Raw genomic sequence first — 16,924 nt, 5'->3', positions numbered from 1 at the left:
CCCTTTTCTACCTGAAACCGGGGGCAGGAACCGATGGCAGAAGCGCGCGGGCGGGCGCGGTGGACCCGCAACATCAGTGCGAAGATCGCGGCGATCCCGATGATCGCGACGGCGCTGGTGGTCTTCCTGGGCGGCACGATCTGGACCGTCGTCTATTCCTTCACCAACTCCAAGCTGCTGCCCAAGGCGAATTTCGTCGGCTTCGACCAGTACGAGCGGCTGTGGGCCACCAGCCGCTGGACGATCTCGATCCAGAACCTGATGTTCTACGGGGTCATGTCGCTGGTCTTCACCGTGGTGATGGGCTTCATCCTGGCGGTGCTGATGGATCAGAAGATCCGGCACGAGGACACGTTCCGCACCATCATGCTCTATCCTTTCGCGCTGTCCTTCATCGTGACCGGGCTGGTCTGGCAATGGATCCTGAACCCGCAGTTCGGCATTCAGGGCGTGGTGCGGGACTGGGGCTGGGAGAGCTTTACCTTCGACCCGCTGAACAACCCGCAGACGGTGCTGTACGGACTTCTGATCGCGGGGCTGTGGCAGGGCACCGGCTTCGTGATGTGCCTGATGCTGGCGGGGTTGCGCGGCATCGACGAGGATATCTGGAAAGCCGCCCGGGTCGACGGGATCCCGACCTGGAAGACCTATGTGGTTGTGATCATCCCGATGATGCGGGCGGTCTTCATCACCACGCTGGTGATCGTCGCCAGCGGCATCATCCGGCTTTACGACCTGGTGGTGGCGATGACCTCCGGCGGGCCAGGGGGTAACGCCTCCCAGGTCCCGGCGATGTATGTCTATGACTACATGTTCCAGGCGCAGAACCTGGGGCAGGGGTTCGCGGCCTCCACGATGATGCTGCTTTCTGTGCTGATCGTGCTGATCCCCTGGGCCTATCTGGAATTCGGAGGCAAGAAGCATGGCTGACGCTTCCATGACCCGATCCGCCGCGATGGCCGGGCCCCGCGGCGCCAAGCCGCGCAAGACGCTCTCTCCCCGCAACATCATGCTGTACGGCACGCTGATCGTGGTCTGCCTCTATTACCTCCTGCCGCTCTGGGTGATGGTGATGACCAGCCTGAAGGGGATGCCCGAGGTGCGGCTGGGCAACATCTTCTCGCCCCCGGTCGAGTTCACCTTCCAGCCCTGGGTCAAGGCCTGGAAGGAGGCTTGCACCGGGCTTAACTGCGACGGGCTTTCGCGGGGCTTCTGGAATTCGGTCATCATCACCGTGCCCTCGGTGGTGTTGTCGATCGCCATCGCCAGCGTGAACGGCTACGCGCTGATCAACTGGCGCTTCAAGGGGTCGGACATCTTCTTCACCATCCTGATCTTCGGGTCGTTCATCCCCTACCAGATCATGCTTTATCCCATCGTCATCCTGCTGCGCGAGGCGGGGATCTACGGTACGCTCTGGGGTCTTGTCATCGTGCATACGATCTTCGGGATGCCGATCCTGACGCTGCTCTTCCGCAACTATTTCAGCGCGATCCCGGAGGAACTCTTCAAGGCCGCGAGGGTGGATGGCGCGGGGTTCTGGGGCATCTACTTCCGCATCATGCTGCCGATGAGCCTGCCGATCTTCGTCGTCGCGCTGATCCTGCAAGTCACCGGCATCTGGAACGACTTCCTCTTTGGCGTGGTCTTCACCAAGCCCGACCTCTACCCGATGACGGTGCAGTTGAACAACATCGTCAACTCGGTGCAGGGGGTGAAGGAATACAACGTCAACATGGCCGCGACGCTGCTGACCGGGCTGGTGCCTCTGGTGGTCTATTTCGTCTCGGGGAAACTCTTCGTCCGCGGTATCGCCGCCGGTGCCGTGAAAGGCTGATGCATGGGAAACTCGATTGAAGTCAAGGATCTGACGCTGAACTTCGGGTCGATCTCGGTCCTGAAGAACATGAACCTCGACGTGGCGGAGGGGGAGTTCGTGGTGCTTCTGGGGCCGTCGGGCTGCGGGAAGTCGACGCTGCTGAATTGCCTCGCGGGGCTTCTCGACATCACCGACGGGCAGATCTGGATCAAGGGCAAGAACGTGACCTGGGCCGAGCCGTCGGAGCGGGGGATCGGCATGGTCTTCCAGTCCTATGCGCTTTACCCGCAGATGACGGTGCGGGGGAACCTTTCCTTCGGGCTGAAGAACGCGAAGGTGCCACAGGCCGAGATCGACAAGCGGATCGCGCGGGCGGCGGAGATCTTGCAGATCCAGCCGCTTCTGGACCGGAAGCCGGCGGCCTTGTCGGGCGGGCAGCGGCAGCGGGTGGCGATCGGGCGGGCTTTGGTGCGGGACGTGGATGTGTTCCTGTTCGACGAGCCGCTGTCGAACCTCGACGCCAAGCTGCGCAGCGAATTGCGGGTGGAGATCAAGCGCCTGCACAACCAGCTGGGCAACACGATGGTCTATGTGACCCACGACCAGATCGAGGCGCTGACGCTGGCGGACCGCATTGCGGTGATGAAGGGCGGCGTGATCCAGCAACTTGCAGAGCCTTTGGAAATCTACAACCGCCCGTCGAACCTGTTCGTGGCGGGCTTCATCGGCAGCCCCTCGATGAATTTCCTGAAGGGCAGGACGGTGGAGGGGGGCAGGGCCTTCCAGTTCGGGGCGACGAAGATCGACCTGGCGGGCTATGACGGGGGCGCGGTGCTGGAGCGCGACCAGGCGATCCTGGGGGTCAGGCCCGAGCATATCACCGTCTCGACCTCGCCCCTGTCCGGCCCGTCGATCCCGGCGGAGGTGGAGATCGACGAGCATCTGGGGGCCGACAGTCTTTTGTGGCTGAAGGCGGAAGGGGCGAACCTGAGCGTGCGGGTGCCGGTCGAGGGGCGGTTGCCGCCGGGCACGAAGGTGCATCTGGGGCTGGATATCCCCAAGGCGTCGCTCTTCGACGCGAAGACGGAACAGAGGATCTGAGGGATGCTCGACCTGGCGGGGCGCTGGACGCTTTCGGATGAAAGCGGCGCCCATAACGTTGCCATGGACCTGCCCGGGGACGGGATCACCGCGCTGGCGAAGGCGTGGGTGATCCCGGAGCCGTATTGGGGGCGGAGCGAGTATGATTGCCGCTGGGTGGCCGAGCGGGATTGGGTGGCGCGGCGGGTGTTCCGGCACGACGGGTCGGCGGCAGAGCTGGTGGTCGAGGGGCTGGACACGGTGGCCGAGGTGCGGCTGAACGGAGTTCTGGTCCTGTCGGCGGCGAACCAGCACCGGCGCTGGCGTGTGGATGTGTCGTCCGCGCTGACGGCGGGCGAGAATGCGGTCGAGATCCTGTTCCGCTCTCCGGTCCGCGAGGCGGCGGCTCGGGCGGCGCGGATGCCCTTCCCGATCCCCTACCAGCAGGTCAACGGGCCGATCCCGCACGCGAACATGCTGCGGAAACAGCAGTGCGACTTCGGCTGGGACTGGAACATCGCGCTGGGGGTCTTCGGAGTTTCCGGAGCGATCCGGCTGGAGGCGGCGGGTCCTCGGATCGGGGATGTGCTGGTGGATCAGGTGCATTCTCCGGGGCAGGTCGAGGTGCGGCTGCGGGTTCATGCGACGTCTGAGGAGGTGACGGCAAGTCTCTGCGGAGTATGGCAAACTGCGCCTGTGGTTGGCGGCATGGCCGACCTGGCGCTGGTCATCCGTGACCCGGTGCTGTGGTGGCCCGCGGGCCAGGGCGCGCAGGCGTTGCACGAACTGGTCCTGACGGGCGGCGGGTCGACAGCAGTCAGGAGGATCGGGCTGCGGGACATGGCGCTGGTCAGCGAACCGGACGCAGCGGGGCGCTCCTTCGGAATGCGGGTGAACGGGCGGGCGGTCTTTGCCAAGGGGGCAAACTGGATACCGGCGGATGCGCTGTTCGGGCGGATCACGCCGGATGCGGTGCGGGGCCTTCTGCAATCCGCCGTTGATGCGAACATGAACATGATCCGCATCTGGGGCGGCGGGCGCTATGAGCCGGACTGGTTCTATGACCTCTGCGACGAGTTGGGCCTGATGGTCTGGCAGGACTTCATGTTCGCCTGCCATCTCTATCCCTCCACCCCGGAGTTCCTGGCGGAGGTCGATGCCGAGGTTCGGGATGTGGTGGGGCGGATCAGCCACCATGCCTGCATCGCGCTCTGGTGCGGTGACAACGAGTTGATCGGCGCGCTGACCTGGTTTCCCGAGTCCCGCAAGGACCGGGACCGCTATCTGGTGAACTACGACCGGCTGAACCGCGCGGTGGAGGCGGCGCTGCTGGCTGTGTTGCCGGGGGCGAACTGGTGGCCGTCGTCGCCCTCGCCGGGGCCGCTGGCGTTCGGGGATGCCTGGCATGACGACTCCAGTGGCGACATGCATTTCTGGAGCGTGTGGCACGAGGGGCGGGACTTCGATCATTATCGGGACGTAAGCCCCCGGTTCTGTTCGGAGTTCGGCTTCCAGTCCTATCCCTCGCTCTCGGCGATCAAGCGGTTTGCCGAGCGCAAGGACTGGAACATCGCCAGCCCGGTGATGGAGAGCCATCAGAAGAACCCCGGCGGGAACGCGCGGATCGCCGAGACAATGTTCCGCACTTTCCGCTTCCCGGTGGATTTCCCGAATTTCGTCTACCTGAGCCAGGTGCAGCAGGGGCTGGCGATCAAGACTGCCGTCACCCATTGGCGGAGCCTGAAGCCGCATTGCATGGGGGTGCTCTACTGGCAGCTGAACGATACCTGGCCGGTGTGCTCCTGGTCGAGCCTGGATCACGGCGGGAACTGGAAGCTGCTGCACCACATGGCCGCTCGGTTCTATGCGCCGGTGACGGTCGTGGCGGTGCCGGTGGACGGGGGCATTGAGCTTCGGGCGGTGAATGACCGGGCCGAGGCGGTGACGATCACCGTCATGGCGCGGGCAGCTGCGATGGATGGGACGGTGCGAAAGCTGGCGGAGGCGGTGGTCACGGTGCCGACTGATGCGGCGGTGCCGGTGCTCACGGTGGCCCCGGGCGCATTGCGGGCGGATGAGGTGCTGGCCTTCGTCTGGTCGGGCGATGCGCAAGGCGGGGACGTCCATGCGCCGAAGCCATGGAAGGCCTATGACCTGCTGCCGTCAGGCCTGACGGCAGACATCCAGCGCGAGAACGATGTCTGGAAATTGACATTGCAGGTCAACGCACTCTCCCCCTTTGTTGCAGTGGAATCTGAAGTTCCGGGACGCTTCTCCACCAACGCCGTCACGCTGTTCCCCGGCCACCCGGCCACGATCACCTTCACCCCCGAGGACCCCTCGACGGTGCCCGTCTTCACCCTCCGCGATCTCCATTCCGCCACCTATGGCGGCTGACGAAAGGTAATCCCATGTTCAGCTATCAGCTTTATTCCTCGCGCAACTTCGGGCCGATGTCGAAGACCTTCGAAATGGTCGCGCAGGCGGGCTATACCGCCGTCGAAGGCTATGGCGCGCTTTATGCCGACGATGCGGCGGTGGCGGCGACCCAGGAGGGGCTCAAGGCCACCGGGCTGACCATGCCGACTGGACACTTCGGCCTGCAGCAGCTGGAGACCGAGGTCGACAAGGTGCTTGGCATCGCCAGGGCGTTGAAGATGGAGCGGCTGTACTGCCCCTATGTCCTGCCCGAAGACCGGCCCGCGGACGTGGCCGGTTGGACGGCCTTCGGGGAACGGTTGCAGAAGGCGGGGGCGCCCTACAAGGCGGCGGGCTACGGCTTCGGCTGGCACAACCACGACTTCGAGTTCAAGCCGCTGGCCGATGGCTCGATGCCGCAGGACCGCATCTTCGAGGGTGGGCTGGGGCTCGAATGGGAGATGGACGTCGCCTGGGTGATCCGGGGCGGGGCCGACCCGCTGGTCTGGATCGACAGATACAAGGACCGGATCACTGCGGCCCATGTGAAGGACATCGCCAACGCCGGTCAGAACAAGGACGAGGACGGCTGGGCGGACGTGGGGCACGGCACGGTGGACTGGAACACGATCATGGCCGCGCTGCGGAAGATCGGGGTCAAACACTTCGTCATGGAACATGACAACCCGAAGGACGACGCGCGGTTCGCGGCCCGCTCCATCGCCTCGGCCAAATCCTTCTGAGGACAAGAAAAATGGCAAACCTGGGTATCGGTATCATCGGCTGCGGCAATATCTCGACCAGCTACCTGCGGCTGGCGCCGCTGTTCAAGGGGCTGGAGGTGCGGGCAGTCGCCGATGTGAACATGGAGGCCGCAAAGGCGCGGGCCGAGGAGTTCAACGTGAAGGCGCAGTCGGTCGACGACCTGCTCGCCAACCGGGAGGTGGATGTGGTGATCAACCTCACCATCCCCGACGCGCATTACGCGGTGACGAAGCGCATCCTGGAGGCGGGCAAGCACGCCTATTCGGAAAAGCCGCTGGTCCTGACGCTGGAGGAGGGGGTGACGCTGCGCGACCTGGCCCGCGCGAAGGGCCTGGCGGTGGGCTGCGCGCCCGACACCTTCCTGGGCGGCGCGCACCAGCAGGCCCGGGCCGTGCTGGACGAGGGGCGGGTGGGCACGATCACCGCCGGTTCCGCGGCGGTGCTCAACCACGGGATGGAGCACTGGCATCCGAACCCCGACTTCTTCTTCCTGCCCGGTGCCGGGCCGATGCTGGACCTGGGGCCGTATTACGTCGCCGACCTGATCAACTTCCTCGGCCCGGTCGCCCGCGTGGGGGCGCTGACCTCTTCGGCGCAGGCGGAGCGGGTGATCTCGAACGGGCCGCGCGAGGGCGAGACGGTGCCGGTGAAGACGCCGACCAACATCCACGCGCTCTTGGAATTCCACAGCGGGGCGACGATCACCCTGTCGACCAGCTGGGATGTCTGGCATCACAAACGCAACCATTTCGAACTGTATGGCACGGAGGGCACGCTTTACGTCCCCGATCCGAACTTCTTCGGCGGCACGGTGGAGATCGGTGGCAAGGACGGCAGCCTGACCGAGCTGGACGCCTGGGACCACCCGTTCGGCGTGCCAAACCAGGAGCATCCGGATCGCGGTCCCTTGGCGAACTACCGGACCGCGGGGCTGGCCGACATGGTCGCGGCCTTGCAGGAGGGGCGCGATCCGCGCTGCTCGTTGGAGCGCGCGCTGCACGGGGTGGAGGTGATGACCGCCTGCCTGAAATCGGGCGAAACCGGGCAGTTCGTGACGCTGACCACGACCTGCACCCGGCCTGCCGCCTTGTCGCCCGAGGAGGCGCGGGCGCTTCTGCGCTGACGAACCGGCCTGCCCGGCCTCTCCCGCCGGGCGGGCCTTGCGGGCGGAGGGCGTGAGGGGGCCCTCCGCCCGACCCATGCGGGAGGGCCGTGCAGGAGGCTGAAGATGCTGGAAAACCCCGTGATCCGCGGCTTCAACGCCGACCCGTCCTTCTGCCGGGTGGGCGAGGACTATTACATCGCCACCTCGACCTTCGAATGGTATCCCGGCGTGCAGATCCACCACTCGCGCGACCTGGTGAACTGGCGGCTGGTGGCGCGGCCCCTGCGGCGGGCCAGTCAACTCGACATGCGCGGCAACCCCGACAGCTGCGGCATCTGGGCGCCCTGCCTGTCCCATGCCGACGGGCGGTTCTGGCTGGTCTATACCGACGTGAAGCGGCTGGATGGGGCCTTCAAGGACGCGCACAACTACATCGTCACCTGCGCCACGGTGGAGGGCGACTGGTCGGACCCCGTTTACGTCAATTCCTCGGGCTTCGACCCATCGCTCTTCCATGACCGGGACGGACGCAAGTGGTTCCTCAACATGCGCTGGAACCATCGCGGCAAGGGGACGGGGCTGAACCCCGCGCATGACGCCTTCGACGGGATCGAGGTGCAGGAATGGCACCCGGAGAGGGGGCTTCTGGGCGAGGTCACGACGATCTACACCGGCACGGACCTCGGCCTGACCGAGGCGCCGCATCTGTTCCGGCGTGGGGACTGGTATTACCTGACGACTGCCGAAGGCGGCACAGGCTATGACCATGCGGTGACGCTGGCGCGGTCGCGGGACATCCGGGGGCCCTATGAGACGCATCCGCAGAAACACCTGATCACCGCGCGGTTCGACCCGGAGAACCCCATTCAGCGGATGGGGCATGGGCAGTATGTCGAAGGCCATGACGGGCGGCACTGGCATTCATTCCTCTGCGGGCGGCCGCAGCAGGGGCCGCGCGGGCCGTTCTGCGCGACGGGGCGCGAAACGGGGTTGGCGGAGGTCGTGTGGCGGGACGATTGGCTGTGGCTGAAGGACGGGGGCGTGCTGCCTCCGGCCACCGTGGACCTGCCCATCGAGCGGAGGGCCGCCGACGCGGTGGATTATGGCTTCACTGGACCGGACTTGCCGGTCGATTTCCAGTGGCTGCGGACGCCCTATCCCGAGCGCATCTTCGCCCTGACCGGCAGCGCCCTGCGGCTGATCGGGCGGGAAAGTCTGGGGTCCTGGTTCGAACAGGCGCTGGTCGCCCGGCGGCAGGATGAACCAGCCTATGCGGCGGAGTGCGACCTCGTGGCCGATCCGCCGAACTGGCAGCGGGCGGCGGGGCTGATCACGTACTACAACCGGCACAAGTTCCATGCGGCGCTGGTGACGCGTGAGGCGGGCGAGCGGGTTGTGGTGCTGGTCTCCTGCCTCGGCGACTGGCCGGGCGAGGCGCTGACCTTCCACGGGCGGTTCCCGGTGGCGGAAGGCAAGGTCACGCTGGGGGTGACGGTGGACCGCGCCGTGCAGCGGTTCCGCGTGAACGGGGTGGCGGTGGGGCCGGAGCTGGATGCCTCGGTGGTGTCGGACGAAGGCGGGCGGGGCGAACATGCGAGCTTTACCGGGGCCTTCGTCGGGGTGGTCGCGCATGACCTGACCGGGCAGGGCTGGACGGCGGATGTGACCCGCTTCCGCTATGCGCCCAAAGCGGATTGAGGATTTGGGCGGGCGGATTTGATCAACTCTTGATTGCCGGGCCGATGCCGTCATAAAGGGGCGAAGCGGAAAGGGCCCCCGATGGACGCGGACAGCCGGAAGATACCCAGCCACGAGGTCACCTACGCGCGGCTGCGCGACATGATCCTCTTCGGGCATCTGGCCCCGGGCGCTCCGGTCACGATCCAGGGGCTGATCGCGGACCTTGGCGCGGGCATGACCCCGGTGCGCGAGGCGATCCGGCGGCTGACGGCCGAGGGTGCGCTTCTGCCGCAGGGCAACCGGCGGGTGGCGGTGCCTGAGCTGTCGGCCGAGATGCTGGAGCAGGTGGCCTTTGCCCGGCTGGCCATCGAGCCGAAGCTGGCGGAACTGGCAGCGCCGCGCCTGACACCGGCGCAGATCGACCGGCTGGAGGCGATCGACGGGGCAGTGAACCGGGCCATCGACGCAGGGAAGCTGCCGGATTACCTGGCGGCGAACCATGCCTTCCATTTTGCGCTGTACGAGGCGGCTGAGGCCCCCGTGCTCCTAGACCTCGCGCGGTCCCTGTGGCTGCGGGCGGGACCGAGCCTTCGGGCGGTCATCGACCGCTATGGCCGCGAGGTCGCGCCGGACCTGCACCGCGAGGCGCTTGCGGCGATGCGGGCGGGCGATGCCGGCGCGCTGGCCGAGGCGATCCGGCGCGACATCCAGCAGGGTCTGGACCATGTGCGGCAGGCCTTGGCCGAGGGGCACTGACGGTTGCAAAATCGAGCGCCTTGCGGCGCGAGACTTTTGTCTCGTCGTCGGGCTGCGCCTCCTCCTCGGGATGCCTCCGGCGGGGATACTTGGGCAAATGTGAAAGGGGCAGGGGTGCCCGGAAGAATTTGATCAAATTCCTTGAACGCCGCCGCGTTTGATCATATCCTTTCTGGAAAGCGGGGCATGAGGGCCCTGCCGATTCCGCGAGGGTTCCCCATGAACATGATCACCAACCACCTGCCGACCGCCGAGTTGCAGCGCCTGGACGCGGCGCATCACTTCCATCCCTTCACCGACAAGGCGGCGCTTGCGGCCAAGGGCGCGCGGGTGATCACCCGGGGCGAGGGCGTCTGGCTGACCGACAGCGAGGGCAACCGGATCATCGACGGGATGGCCGGGCTCTGGTGCGTGAACATCGGCTACGGGCGCAAGGAACTCGCCCAGGTCGCGGCGCGGCAGATGGAGGAGCTGGCCTATTACAACACCTTCTTCCAGACCACCCATGTCCCGGCCATCGCCTTGGCGGCGGAGATCGCCAAGCTGGCGCCGGGCGATCTGAACCATGTGTTCTTCGCGGGGTCGGGGTCGGAGGCGAACGATACCAACATCCGCCTGGTGCGGCGCTATTGGGACGTGATGGGCAAGCCCTGGCGCCGGACGATCATCGCGCGGTGGAACGGGTATCATGGGTCCACGATGGGTGGCGGTTCGCTGGGGGGGATGAAGCCGATCCATTCGCATGGCGGCATGATCGACGGGATCGAGCATATCGGCCAGCCCTACTGGTGGGGCGAGGGCGGGGACATGCCGGAGGACGAGTTCGGCCTGCTGCGCGCGCGGGAGCTGGAGGAGAAGATCCTGCAGGTCGGGCCCGACAACGTGGCGGCCTTCATCGGCGAGCCGGTGCAGGGGGCGGGGGGCGTGATCATCCCGCCGAAGACCTACTGGCCGGAAATCCAGCGGATCTGCGACAAGTACGGGATCCTGCTGATCGCCGACGAGGTGATCACCGGCTTCGGGCGGACGGGGAACTGGTTCGGGTCGGAGACCTTCGGGATCAGGCCGCATATCATGACCATCGCGAAGGGGCTGTCCTCGGGTTACGCGCCGATTGGCGGCAGCATCGTCTGCGACGAGGTGGCGGAGGTCGTCGGTGGTGGGGGCGAGTTCTTCCACGGCTACACCTATTCCGGACATCCGGTGGCCTGTGCGGTCGCGTTGGAGAACTTGCGGATCATGCAGGACGAGAAGATCGTCGAGCATGTCCGCGACGTGGCGCATCCCTATCTGAAGGAACGCTGGGAGAAGCTGGCCGAGCATGCGATGGTGGGTGAGGCGAAGCTCGTGGGGCTGATGGGGTCGATCGCGCTGACCCCGAACAAGGCGAAGCGGGCGGCCTTTGCCAGCGAGGCGGGGACGGTCGGCTTCAAGACCCGGGAGCGCTGCTTCGCCAACAACCTGATCATGCGGCATGTGGGGGACCGGATGATCATCGCTCCGCCGCTGGTGATCACTCCGGCCGAGATCGACGTCCTGGTCAGCCGTGCGAAGACGTCGCTGGACGAGGCCTACAAGATCGTCCAGGACGAGGGATTGTGGGTCGAGGCGTGAGCCTGTCCACGGTGGACAATCCGGGTAAACCCTGAGGAATCAGAGGCTTGCCTGCGGGCGTTCAGGAAATCTTAACACTTGCGGGGCGGCGCGTCTGACGGGGTCAGGCGCGCCGTTTGCCGTTGGTGGGATGCGACAATTCGGATTTACATATTGCATAGCTATGAAGCTTTAAATATGTATAGGTCAAACCCGGAGACCAATCCGCATGACCCGTACTTCCGCCTTGCTTCTGTCCGCCGTTCTGGGACTGGCCGCGCTGCCGGTCGGTGCCGAGCCTGTCACCTTGGCCCCGGTCACGGTGACGGAGTGGAAGGCGGTCTACGGCACGGTCGAGGCGCGGGATCGCAGCCCGGCGCGGGCGCGGATCGGCGGGGTGCTGGTCGCGCTGTCGGTGGCGGAGGGCGACGAGGTTCAGGCGGGGCAGGAGCTGGCGCGGATCGTCGATGACAAGCTGGATTTCCAGCTTGCGGCCCTTGCGGCGCAGAAGGAGGCGCTGGCGGCTCAGTTGGCCAATGCCGGGGCCGACCTGAAGCGCGGTGAGGAGCTGTTGAAGAACGGTGTCACCACGACGCAGCGGGTCGATGCGTTGCGGACGCAGGTGGATGTGCTGACCGGCCAGATCGCGGCGCTGGCGGCGCAGGCGGATGTGATCAGCCAGCAGGCCAAGGAAGGCGTGGTGCTGGCCCCGGTCGCGGGACGGGTGCTGGACGTGCCGGTGGCGAAGGGCGCGGTGGTGATGCCGGGCGAGGGGATCGCTGTCATCGGCGGCGGCGGGACCTATCTGCGCATCGCGGTGCCGGAGCGTCATGCGGGCGCCTTGAAGACCGGCGATGCGATTGAGGTTTCGGGTGTGGAGGGGAACCTTCAGGGCAAGCTTGCCCGGGTCTATCCGCTGATCGAGGGCGGCCGGGTGGTCGCGGATGTGGAGATCGCGGACCTGCCGGATACCTTCGTCGGCGCGCGGATGCTGGTGCGGCTGCCGGTCGGCGAGCGCGAGGCGCTCTTGGTGCCGAAGGCTGACCTCGTGACGCGCGGGGGGCTGGATTTCATCGGCGTGCAGGGGGCGGATGGCGCGGGGCTGCGGTCCATCGTGCCGGGTGCGGTGCAACTGGTGGACGGGGTCGAGATGGTCGAGGTGATCTCGGGCCTGTCGGCCGGGGATGTGGTGGTTCCCGCTGCCGAGGTGGGCCATGAGTGACAGGCACCCGCTGGGCATTGCCGGGGGGCTGACGCGGGCCTTCATCGGCTCGGCGCTGACGCCCTTGTTCATCCTTGCCGCGCTGGCGGCGGGGCTGGTCGCGCTGATCAGCCTGCCGCGCGAGGAGGAGCCGCAGATCTCGGTGCCGATGGTGGATATCCACGTCCAGGCGCCGGGGCTGAAGGCCGAGGATGCGGTCAAGCTGGTGACGGAACCGCTTGAGGTCATCGTCAAGGGGATCAACGACGTCGAGCATGTCTACTCCAATACCCGCGACGATGCGGCGATGGTCACGGCGCGGTTCGAGGTCGGCACGCGGGTCGAGGATGCGATCCTGCGGGTGCATGACAAGGTGCGGGCCAATATCGACCGGATTCCGGTGGGCATCCCGGAGCCGCTGATCGTGGGCCGGGGGATCGACGATGTGGCGATCCTGACGCTGACCCTGTCGGGCGAGGGGGTGAGCGCGAATGACCTGACGCGGATCGCGCGGACCTTGCAGACCGAGGTGGCGAAGACCGAGGATGTCGGGCTGACCTATCTGGTCGGCGATGCGCAGGATGCGATCCGGATCGAGCCGGACCCGGACCGGCTGGCCTTGTATGGCGTGACCTTGCAGCAACTGGCGGGGAAGGTGGCGCAGGCGAACCGGGTGCTGAACACCGGCAAGCTGCGCGACGGGGGCCAGATGGTCGACCTGGCGGCGGGGGAGACGCTGACCGCGCCCGCCGAGGTGGCGAACCTCTTGCTCACCACGCGGGACGGGCGGCCGATCTATGTCTCGGACGTCGCCGCCGTGCGCTACGTGGAGAATACGAAGGACACTATCGTCTCGCATCGGGCCAAGGGCGGGGCCGCTGGCCCGGCGGTGACGCTGGCGATTGCCAAGCGGGCGGGGGCCAATGCGGTGGTGGTGGCGGAGGCCGTGCTGCACCGGGTTCATGCGCTGGAACCGAAGCTGATCCCCGAAGGTGTGACGGTGACGGTCACGCGCGACTATGGCGAGACGGCGAATGAGAAGGCGAACGAACTGCTGTTCCATCTGGGGCTGGCAACGGTGTCGATCATCGCTCTGGTCTGGCTCGCGATCGGCTGGCGCGAGGCGGGGGTGGTGGCGATCGTCATTCCGGTGACGATCCTGCTGACGCTGTTTGCGGCCTGGGTGATGGGTTACACGCTGAACCGGGTGTCCTTGTTCGCGCTGATCTTTTCCATCGGCATCCTGGTCGATGACGCCATCGTGGTGATCGAGAACATCGACCGCCACTGGGGGCTGGACCGGACGAAATCGCGGGTGCAGGCGGCCATCGAGGCGGTGGCGGAGGTCGGCAACCCGACCATCGTGGCGACGCTGACGGTGGTGGCGGCGCTGTTGCCGATGCTGTTCGTGAGCGGGCTGATGGGGCCCTATATGTCTCCCATTCCGGCCAATGCTTCGGCGGCGATGATCTTCTCCTTCTTCGTGGCGGTGATCATCACCCCCTGGCTGATGGTGAAGATCGCGGGCCGGGCGGCGGGCGAGGGGCACGGGCACGGCGGGCATCATGGCGGCGCGCTGGGGCGGGCCTATGCGACGGTGGCGCGGCCGGTGCTGGCGACGAAAGGCCGGGCGCTGGGGTTCCTGCTGGTGACGGCGGCGCTGTCGTTCGGGTCGCTGGGGCTGCTCTATACCCGCGACGTGACGGTGAAGCTCTTGCCCTTCGACAACAAGTCGGAGCTGTCGGTGGTGATCGACTTGTCCGAGGGGTCCTCGGTCGAGGCGACGGACCGGGTGGCACGGGATGTGGCGGATGTGGTGCTGGGGCTGCCGGAGGTCACGTCGGTCCAGACCTATGCGGGGACGCCGGCGCCGTTCAATTTCAACGGGTTGGTGCGGCATTACTATATCCGCAGCGAGCCGCAGCTGGGGGAGGTGGCGATCAACCTGGTGGGCAAGGCGGACCGGGACCGGGAGAGCCATGACATCGCGCTGGACCTGCGGCAGCGGCTGGCGGGGCTTTCGGTGCCGGAGGGGACGAGCCTGAAGGTGGTGGAGCCGCCGCCCGGCCCGCCGGTGATCTCGACGCTCTTGGCCGAGGTCTACGGGCCGGATGCCAAGACCCGGCGGGAAGCGGCGGGGATGATCAGGGCTGCGTTCCAGGCGGTGCCGTTCATCGTGGACGTGGACGACAGTTTCGGGGTGCAGGCGCGGCGGTTGCGGGCGACCATTTCGACCGACGATCTGGAGTTCTACTCGGTGCAGGAAGCGGATGTATTCGACACGCTGGCGGCGCTGAACGGGGGGCAGGTGGTCGGCTATTCGCACCGGGGCGAGGGGCGCTTGCCGATCCCGCTGGTGGTGGGGCGCGACAAGGCGGACCGGGTGCTGGACGAGCGCTTCCTGACGACGCCCATTCCGGCCAATGCCTTGCCGGGCGCGCGGGGGGTGGTGGAGCTGGGCGACGTGGTGACGGTGGGTGAGGAGGCGGCGAGCTTTCCGGTCTTCCGGCACAACGGCCGGGATGCCGAGATGGTGACAGCGGAACTGGCGGGGGATTTCGAGGCTCCCTTGTATGGGATGCTGGCGGTGGCCGAGCGGATCGAGGCGATGGACTGGCCGGAAGGCACCAAGCCGGAGATTTCGCTGCATGGGCAGCCGGAGGATGAGAGCCGGGTCACTCTGCTGTGGGATGGCGAGTGGGAAGTGACCTTCGTCACCTTCCGCGACATGGGGGCGGCCTTCGGGGTGGCTCTCTTGGGCATCTACATCCTGGTCGTGGCGCAGTTCGGGTCGTTCAGGCTGCCCTTGGTGATCCTGACGCCGATCCCGCTGACGTTCCTGGGGATCATGGCGGGGCACTGGCTGTTCGGCGCGCCGTTCTCGGCGACCTCGATGATCGGGTTCATCGCGCTGGCGGGGATCATCGTGCGGAACTCGATCCTGCTGGTGGACTTCATCCGGCATGGCGGCGGGGTGACGGTGGACCTGCTGATCGAGGCGGGTGCGATCCGGTTCAAGCCGATCCTCCTGACCGCCATCGCGGCGATGATCGGCGCGGTGGTGATCCTGGCGGACCCGATCTTCCAAGGTCTCGCGATTTCCCTGCTCTTCGGTCTGCTGAGTTCGACGCTGCTGACCGTCCTTGTCATCCCGGCGATCTACCGCGTGTTCCGGACCGGGCCGGAAGCCACTGCCTGATCAGAGGAGGAGACTGAAATGGCACATGTCGTTGTTCTGGGGGCCGGATTGGGCGGCGCCATCATGGCTTACGAGTTGAAGGACCAGTTGCGTCCCGAGGACAAGGTGACGGTCGTCACCAAGGACCCGACCTATCACTTCGTGCCCTCGAACCCCTGGATCGCGGTGGGCTGGCGCGACCGGGTGGATATCACGGTGGACCTGGCGCCCACGATGGCGAAGAAGGGGATCGGGTTCGTGCCCGTCGCGGCGGAGAAGCTGGTGCCGGAGGAGAACCGGATCGCGCTGGTGGACGGGAAGTCGGTGACTTACGATTATCTGGTGATCGCCACGGGGCCGGAGCTGGCCTTCGACGAGATCGAGGGCTTCGGCCCGCATGGCGGGTTCACCCAGTCGATCTGTCATATCGACCATGCCGAGGCGGCGAAGAGCGTGTTCGAGAAGCTGGTGGCGAACCCCGGCCCGGTGGTGATCGGGGCGGCACAGGGGGCGAGCTGTTTCGGCCCGGCCTATGAGTTCCTGTTCATCCTGGAGACGGCCCTGCGGCGTGCGAAGGTGCGCGACCGGGTGCCGATGACCTTTGTCACGCCGGAGCCCTATATCGGCCACCTTGGCCTCGACGGCGTAGGCGACACCAAGGGCCTGCTGGAATCCCAGATGCGCGAGAAGCATATCAAATGGATGACCAATACCCGCGTGAAGCGGGTGGAGGACGGCCATATGTTCGTGGAGGAGGTGGGCGAGGACGGTGTGGCGAAAGCGGAGAAGGATCTGCCCTTCGCCTTCTCGATGATGCTGCCCGCCTTCCGGGGGATCAAGCCGGTCTCCGGGATTGAGGGCTTGAGCAATCCGCGCGGCTTCACCATCGTCGACAAGCACCAGCAGAACCCAAAATTCCCGAACATCTTCGCGGTCGGCGTCTGCGTGGCGATCCCCCCGATGGGGCCGACGCCGGTGCCCTGCGGCGTGCCGAAGACCGGGTTCATGATCGAAAGCATGGTCACGGCCACGGCACACAACATCGGCAACATCGTGCGCGGCAAGGCACCCGACAGCGTGGGCAGCTGGAACGCCGTTTGCCTGGCGGATTTCGGCGACGGGGGCATCGCCTTCGTGGCCCAGCCGCAGATCCCGCCGCGCAACGTCAACTGGTCGTCGTCGGGCAAATGGGTCCACCTGGCGAAAGCGGGGTTCGAGAAATACTTCCTGCGCAAACTGAGGAAGGGCCAGTCGGAACCCTTCTACGAACACCTCGCGCTGAAGGCGCTGGGGATCGACAAACTCAAGCAAACCACGAAAGGATAAGGA

12 protein-coding genes are annotated in these 16,924 nt (G+C 66.3%); all 12 read left to right on the top strand.

What is annotated here, in order from left to right:
- Nucleotides 1–33: 33 nt before the first annotated feature.
- The 12 genes from JNJ68_RS05115 (at nt 34) to JNJ68_RS05060 (ending at nt 16,921) form a co-directional block, all read left to right on the top strand.
- The gene (locus JNJ68_RS05115) at nt 34–930 is read left to right on the top strand and encodes a sugar ABC transporter permease (protein ID WP_294979816.1); all 897 of its coding nucleotides are present in this window, start codon (nt 34–36) and stop codon (nt 928–930) included.
- Nucleotides 923–1,837, top strand: a complete 915-nt coding sequence (locus JNJ68_RS05110) for a carbohydrate ABC transporter permease (RefSeq protein ID WP_294979814.1) — start codon at nt 923–925, stop codon at nt 1,835–1,837. The genes JNJ68_RS05115 and JNJ68_RS05110 overlap by 8 nt, the downstream gene beginning before the upstream one ends.
- A gap of 3 nt (nt 1,838–1,840) precedes the next feature.
- Complete coding sequence (gene ugpC / locus JNJ68_RS05105; RefSeq protein ID WP_294979812.1) at nt 1,841–2,920, top strand: sn-glycerol-3-phosphate ABC transporter ATP-binding protein UgpC; 1,080 nt, start codon at nt 1,841–1,843, stop codon at nt 2,918–2,920.
- Between the two features lie 3 nt (nt 2,921–2,923).
- The gene (locus JNJ68_RS05100) at nt 2,924–5,296 is read left to right on the top strand and encodes a glycoside hydrolase family 2 protein (protein WP_294979810.1); all 2,373 of its coding nucleotides are present in this window, start codon (nt 2,924–2,926) and stop codon (nt 5,294–5,296) included.
- Between the two features lie 14 nt (nt 5,297–5,310).
- Nucleotides 5,311–6,060 (top strand): sugar phosphate isomerase/epimerase, encoded by a 750-nt coding sequence (locus JNJ68_RS05095; RefSeq protein WP_294979807.1) that lies wholly within the window; start codon nt 5,311–5,313, stop codon nt 6,058–6,060.
- 11 nt (nt 6,061–6,071) lie between these two features.
- Entirely contained in the window at nt 6,072–7,205 is a 1,134-nt protein-coding gene (locus tag JNJ68_RS05090; RefSeq protein ID WP_294979805.1) for a Gfo/Idh/MocA family oxidoreductase, read from the top strand.
- A gap of 105 nt (nt 7,206–7,310) precedes the next feature.
- On the top strand, nt 7,311–8,885 hold the full coding sequence (locus JNJ68_RS05085) for a glycoside hydrolase family 43 protein (protein WP_294979803.1): 1,575 nt from the start codon (nt 7,311–7,313) through the stop codon (nt 8,883–8,885).
- Between the two features lie 81 nt (nt 8,886–8,966).
- Nucleotides 8,967–9,623: a GntR family transcriptional regulator gene (locus JNJ68_RS05080; protein WP_294979801.1), complete on the top strand. Its 657-nt coding sequence runs from the start codon at nt 8,967–8,969 to the stop codon at nt 9,621–9,623.
- 219 nt (nt 9,624–9,842) lie between these two features.
- Nucleotides 9,843–11,237 carry an aspartate aminotransferase family protein gene (locus JNJ68_RS05075; protein WP_294979799.1) on the top strand — a complete coding sequence of 465 codons (1,395 nt, stop codon included), beginning with the start codon at nt 9,843–9,845 and terminating at the stop codon, nt 11,235–11,237.
- 208 nt (nt 11,238–11,445) lie between these two features.
- On the top strand, nt 11,446–12,438 hold the full coding sequence (locus tag JNJ68_RS05070) for an efflux RND transporter periplasmic adaptor subunit (RefSeq protein ID WP_294979797.1): 993 nt from the start codon (nt 11,446–11,448) through the stop codon (nt 12,436–12,438).
- On the top strand, nt 12,431–15,616 hold the full coding sequence (locus tag JNJ68_RS05065) for an efflux RND transporter permease subunit (RefSeq protein WP_294979795.1): 3,186 nt from the start codon (nt 12,431–12,433) through the stop codon (nt 15,614–15,616). Before JNJ68_RS05070 ends, JNJ68_RS05065 begins: the two co-directional genes overlap by 8 nt.
- An 18-nt stretch (nt 15,617–15,634) precedes the next feature.
- Entirely contained in the window at nt 15,635–16,921 is a 1,287-nt protein-coding gene (locus tag JNJ68_RS05060; RefSeq protein WP_294979793.1) for an FAD/NAD(P)-binding oxidoreductase, read from the top strand.
- Nucleotides 16,922–16,924: the final 3 nt, after the last annotated feature.

This window comes from Tabrizicola sp. (genome assembly GCF_016793705.1).
Classification (GTDB): Bacteria; Pseudomonadota; Alphaproteobacteria; order Rhodobacterales; family Rhodobacteraceae; genus Tabrizicola.
This window is presented reverse-complemented; position numbering and strand designations above follow the sequence as displayed.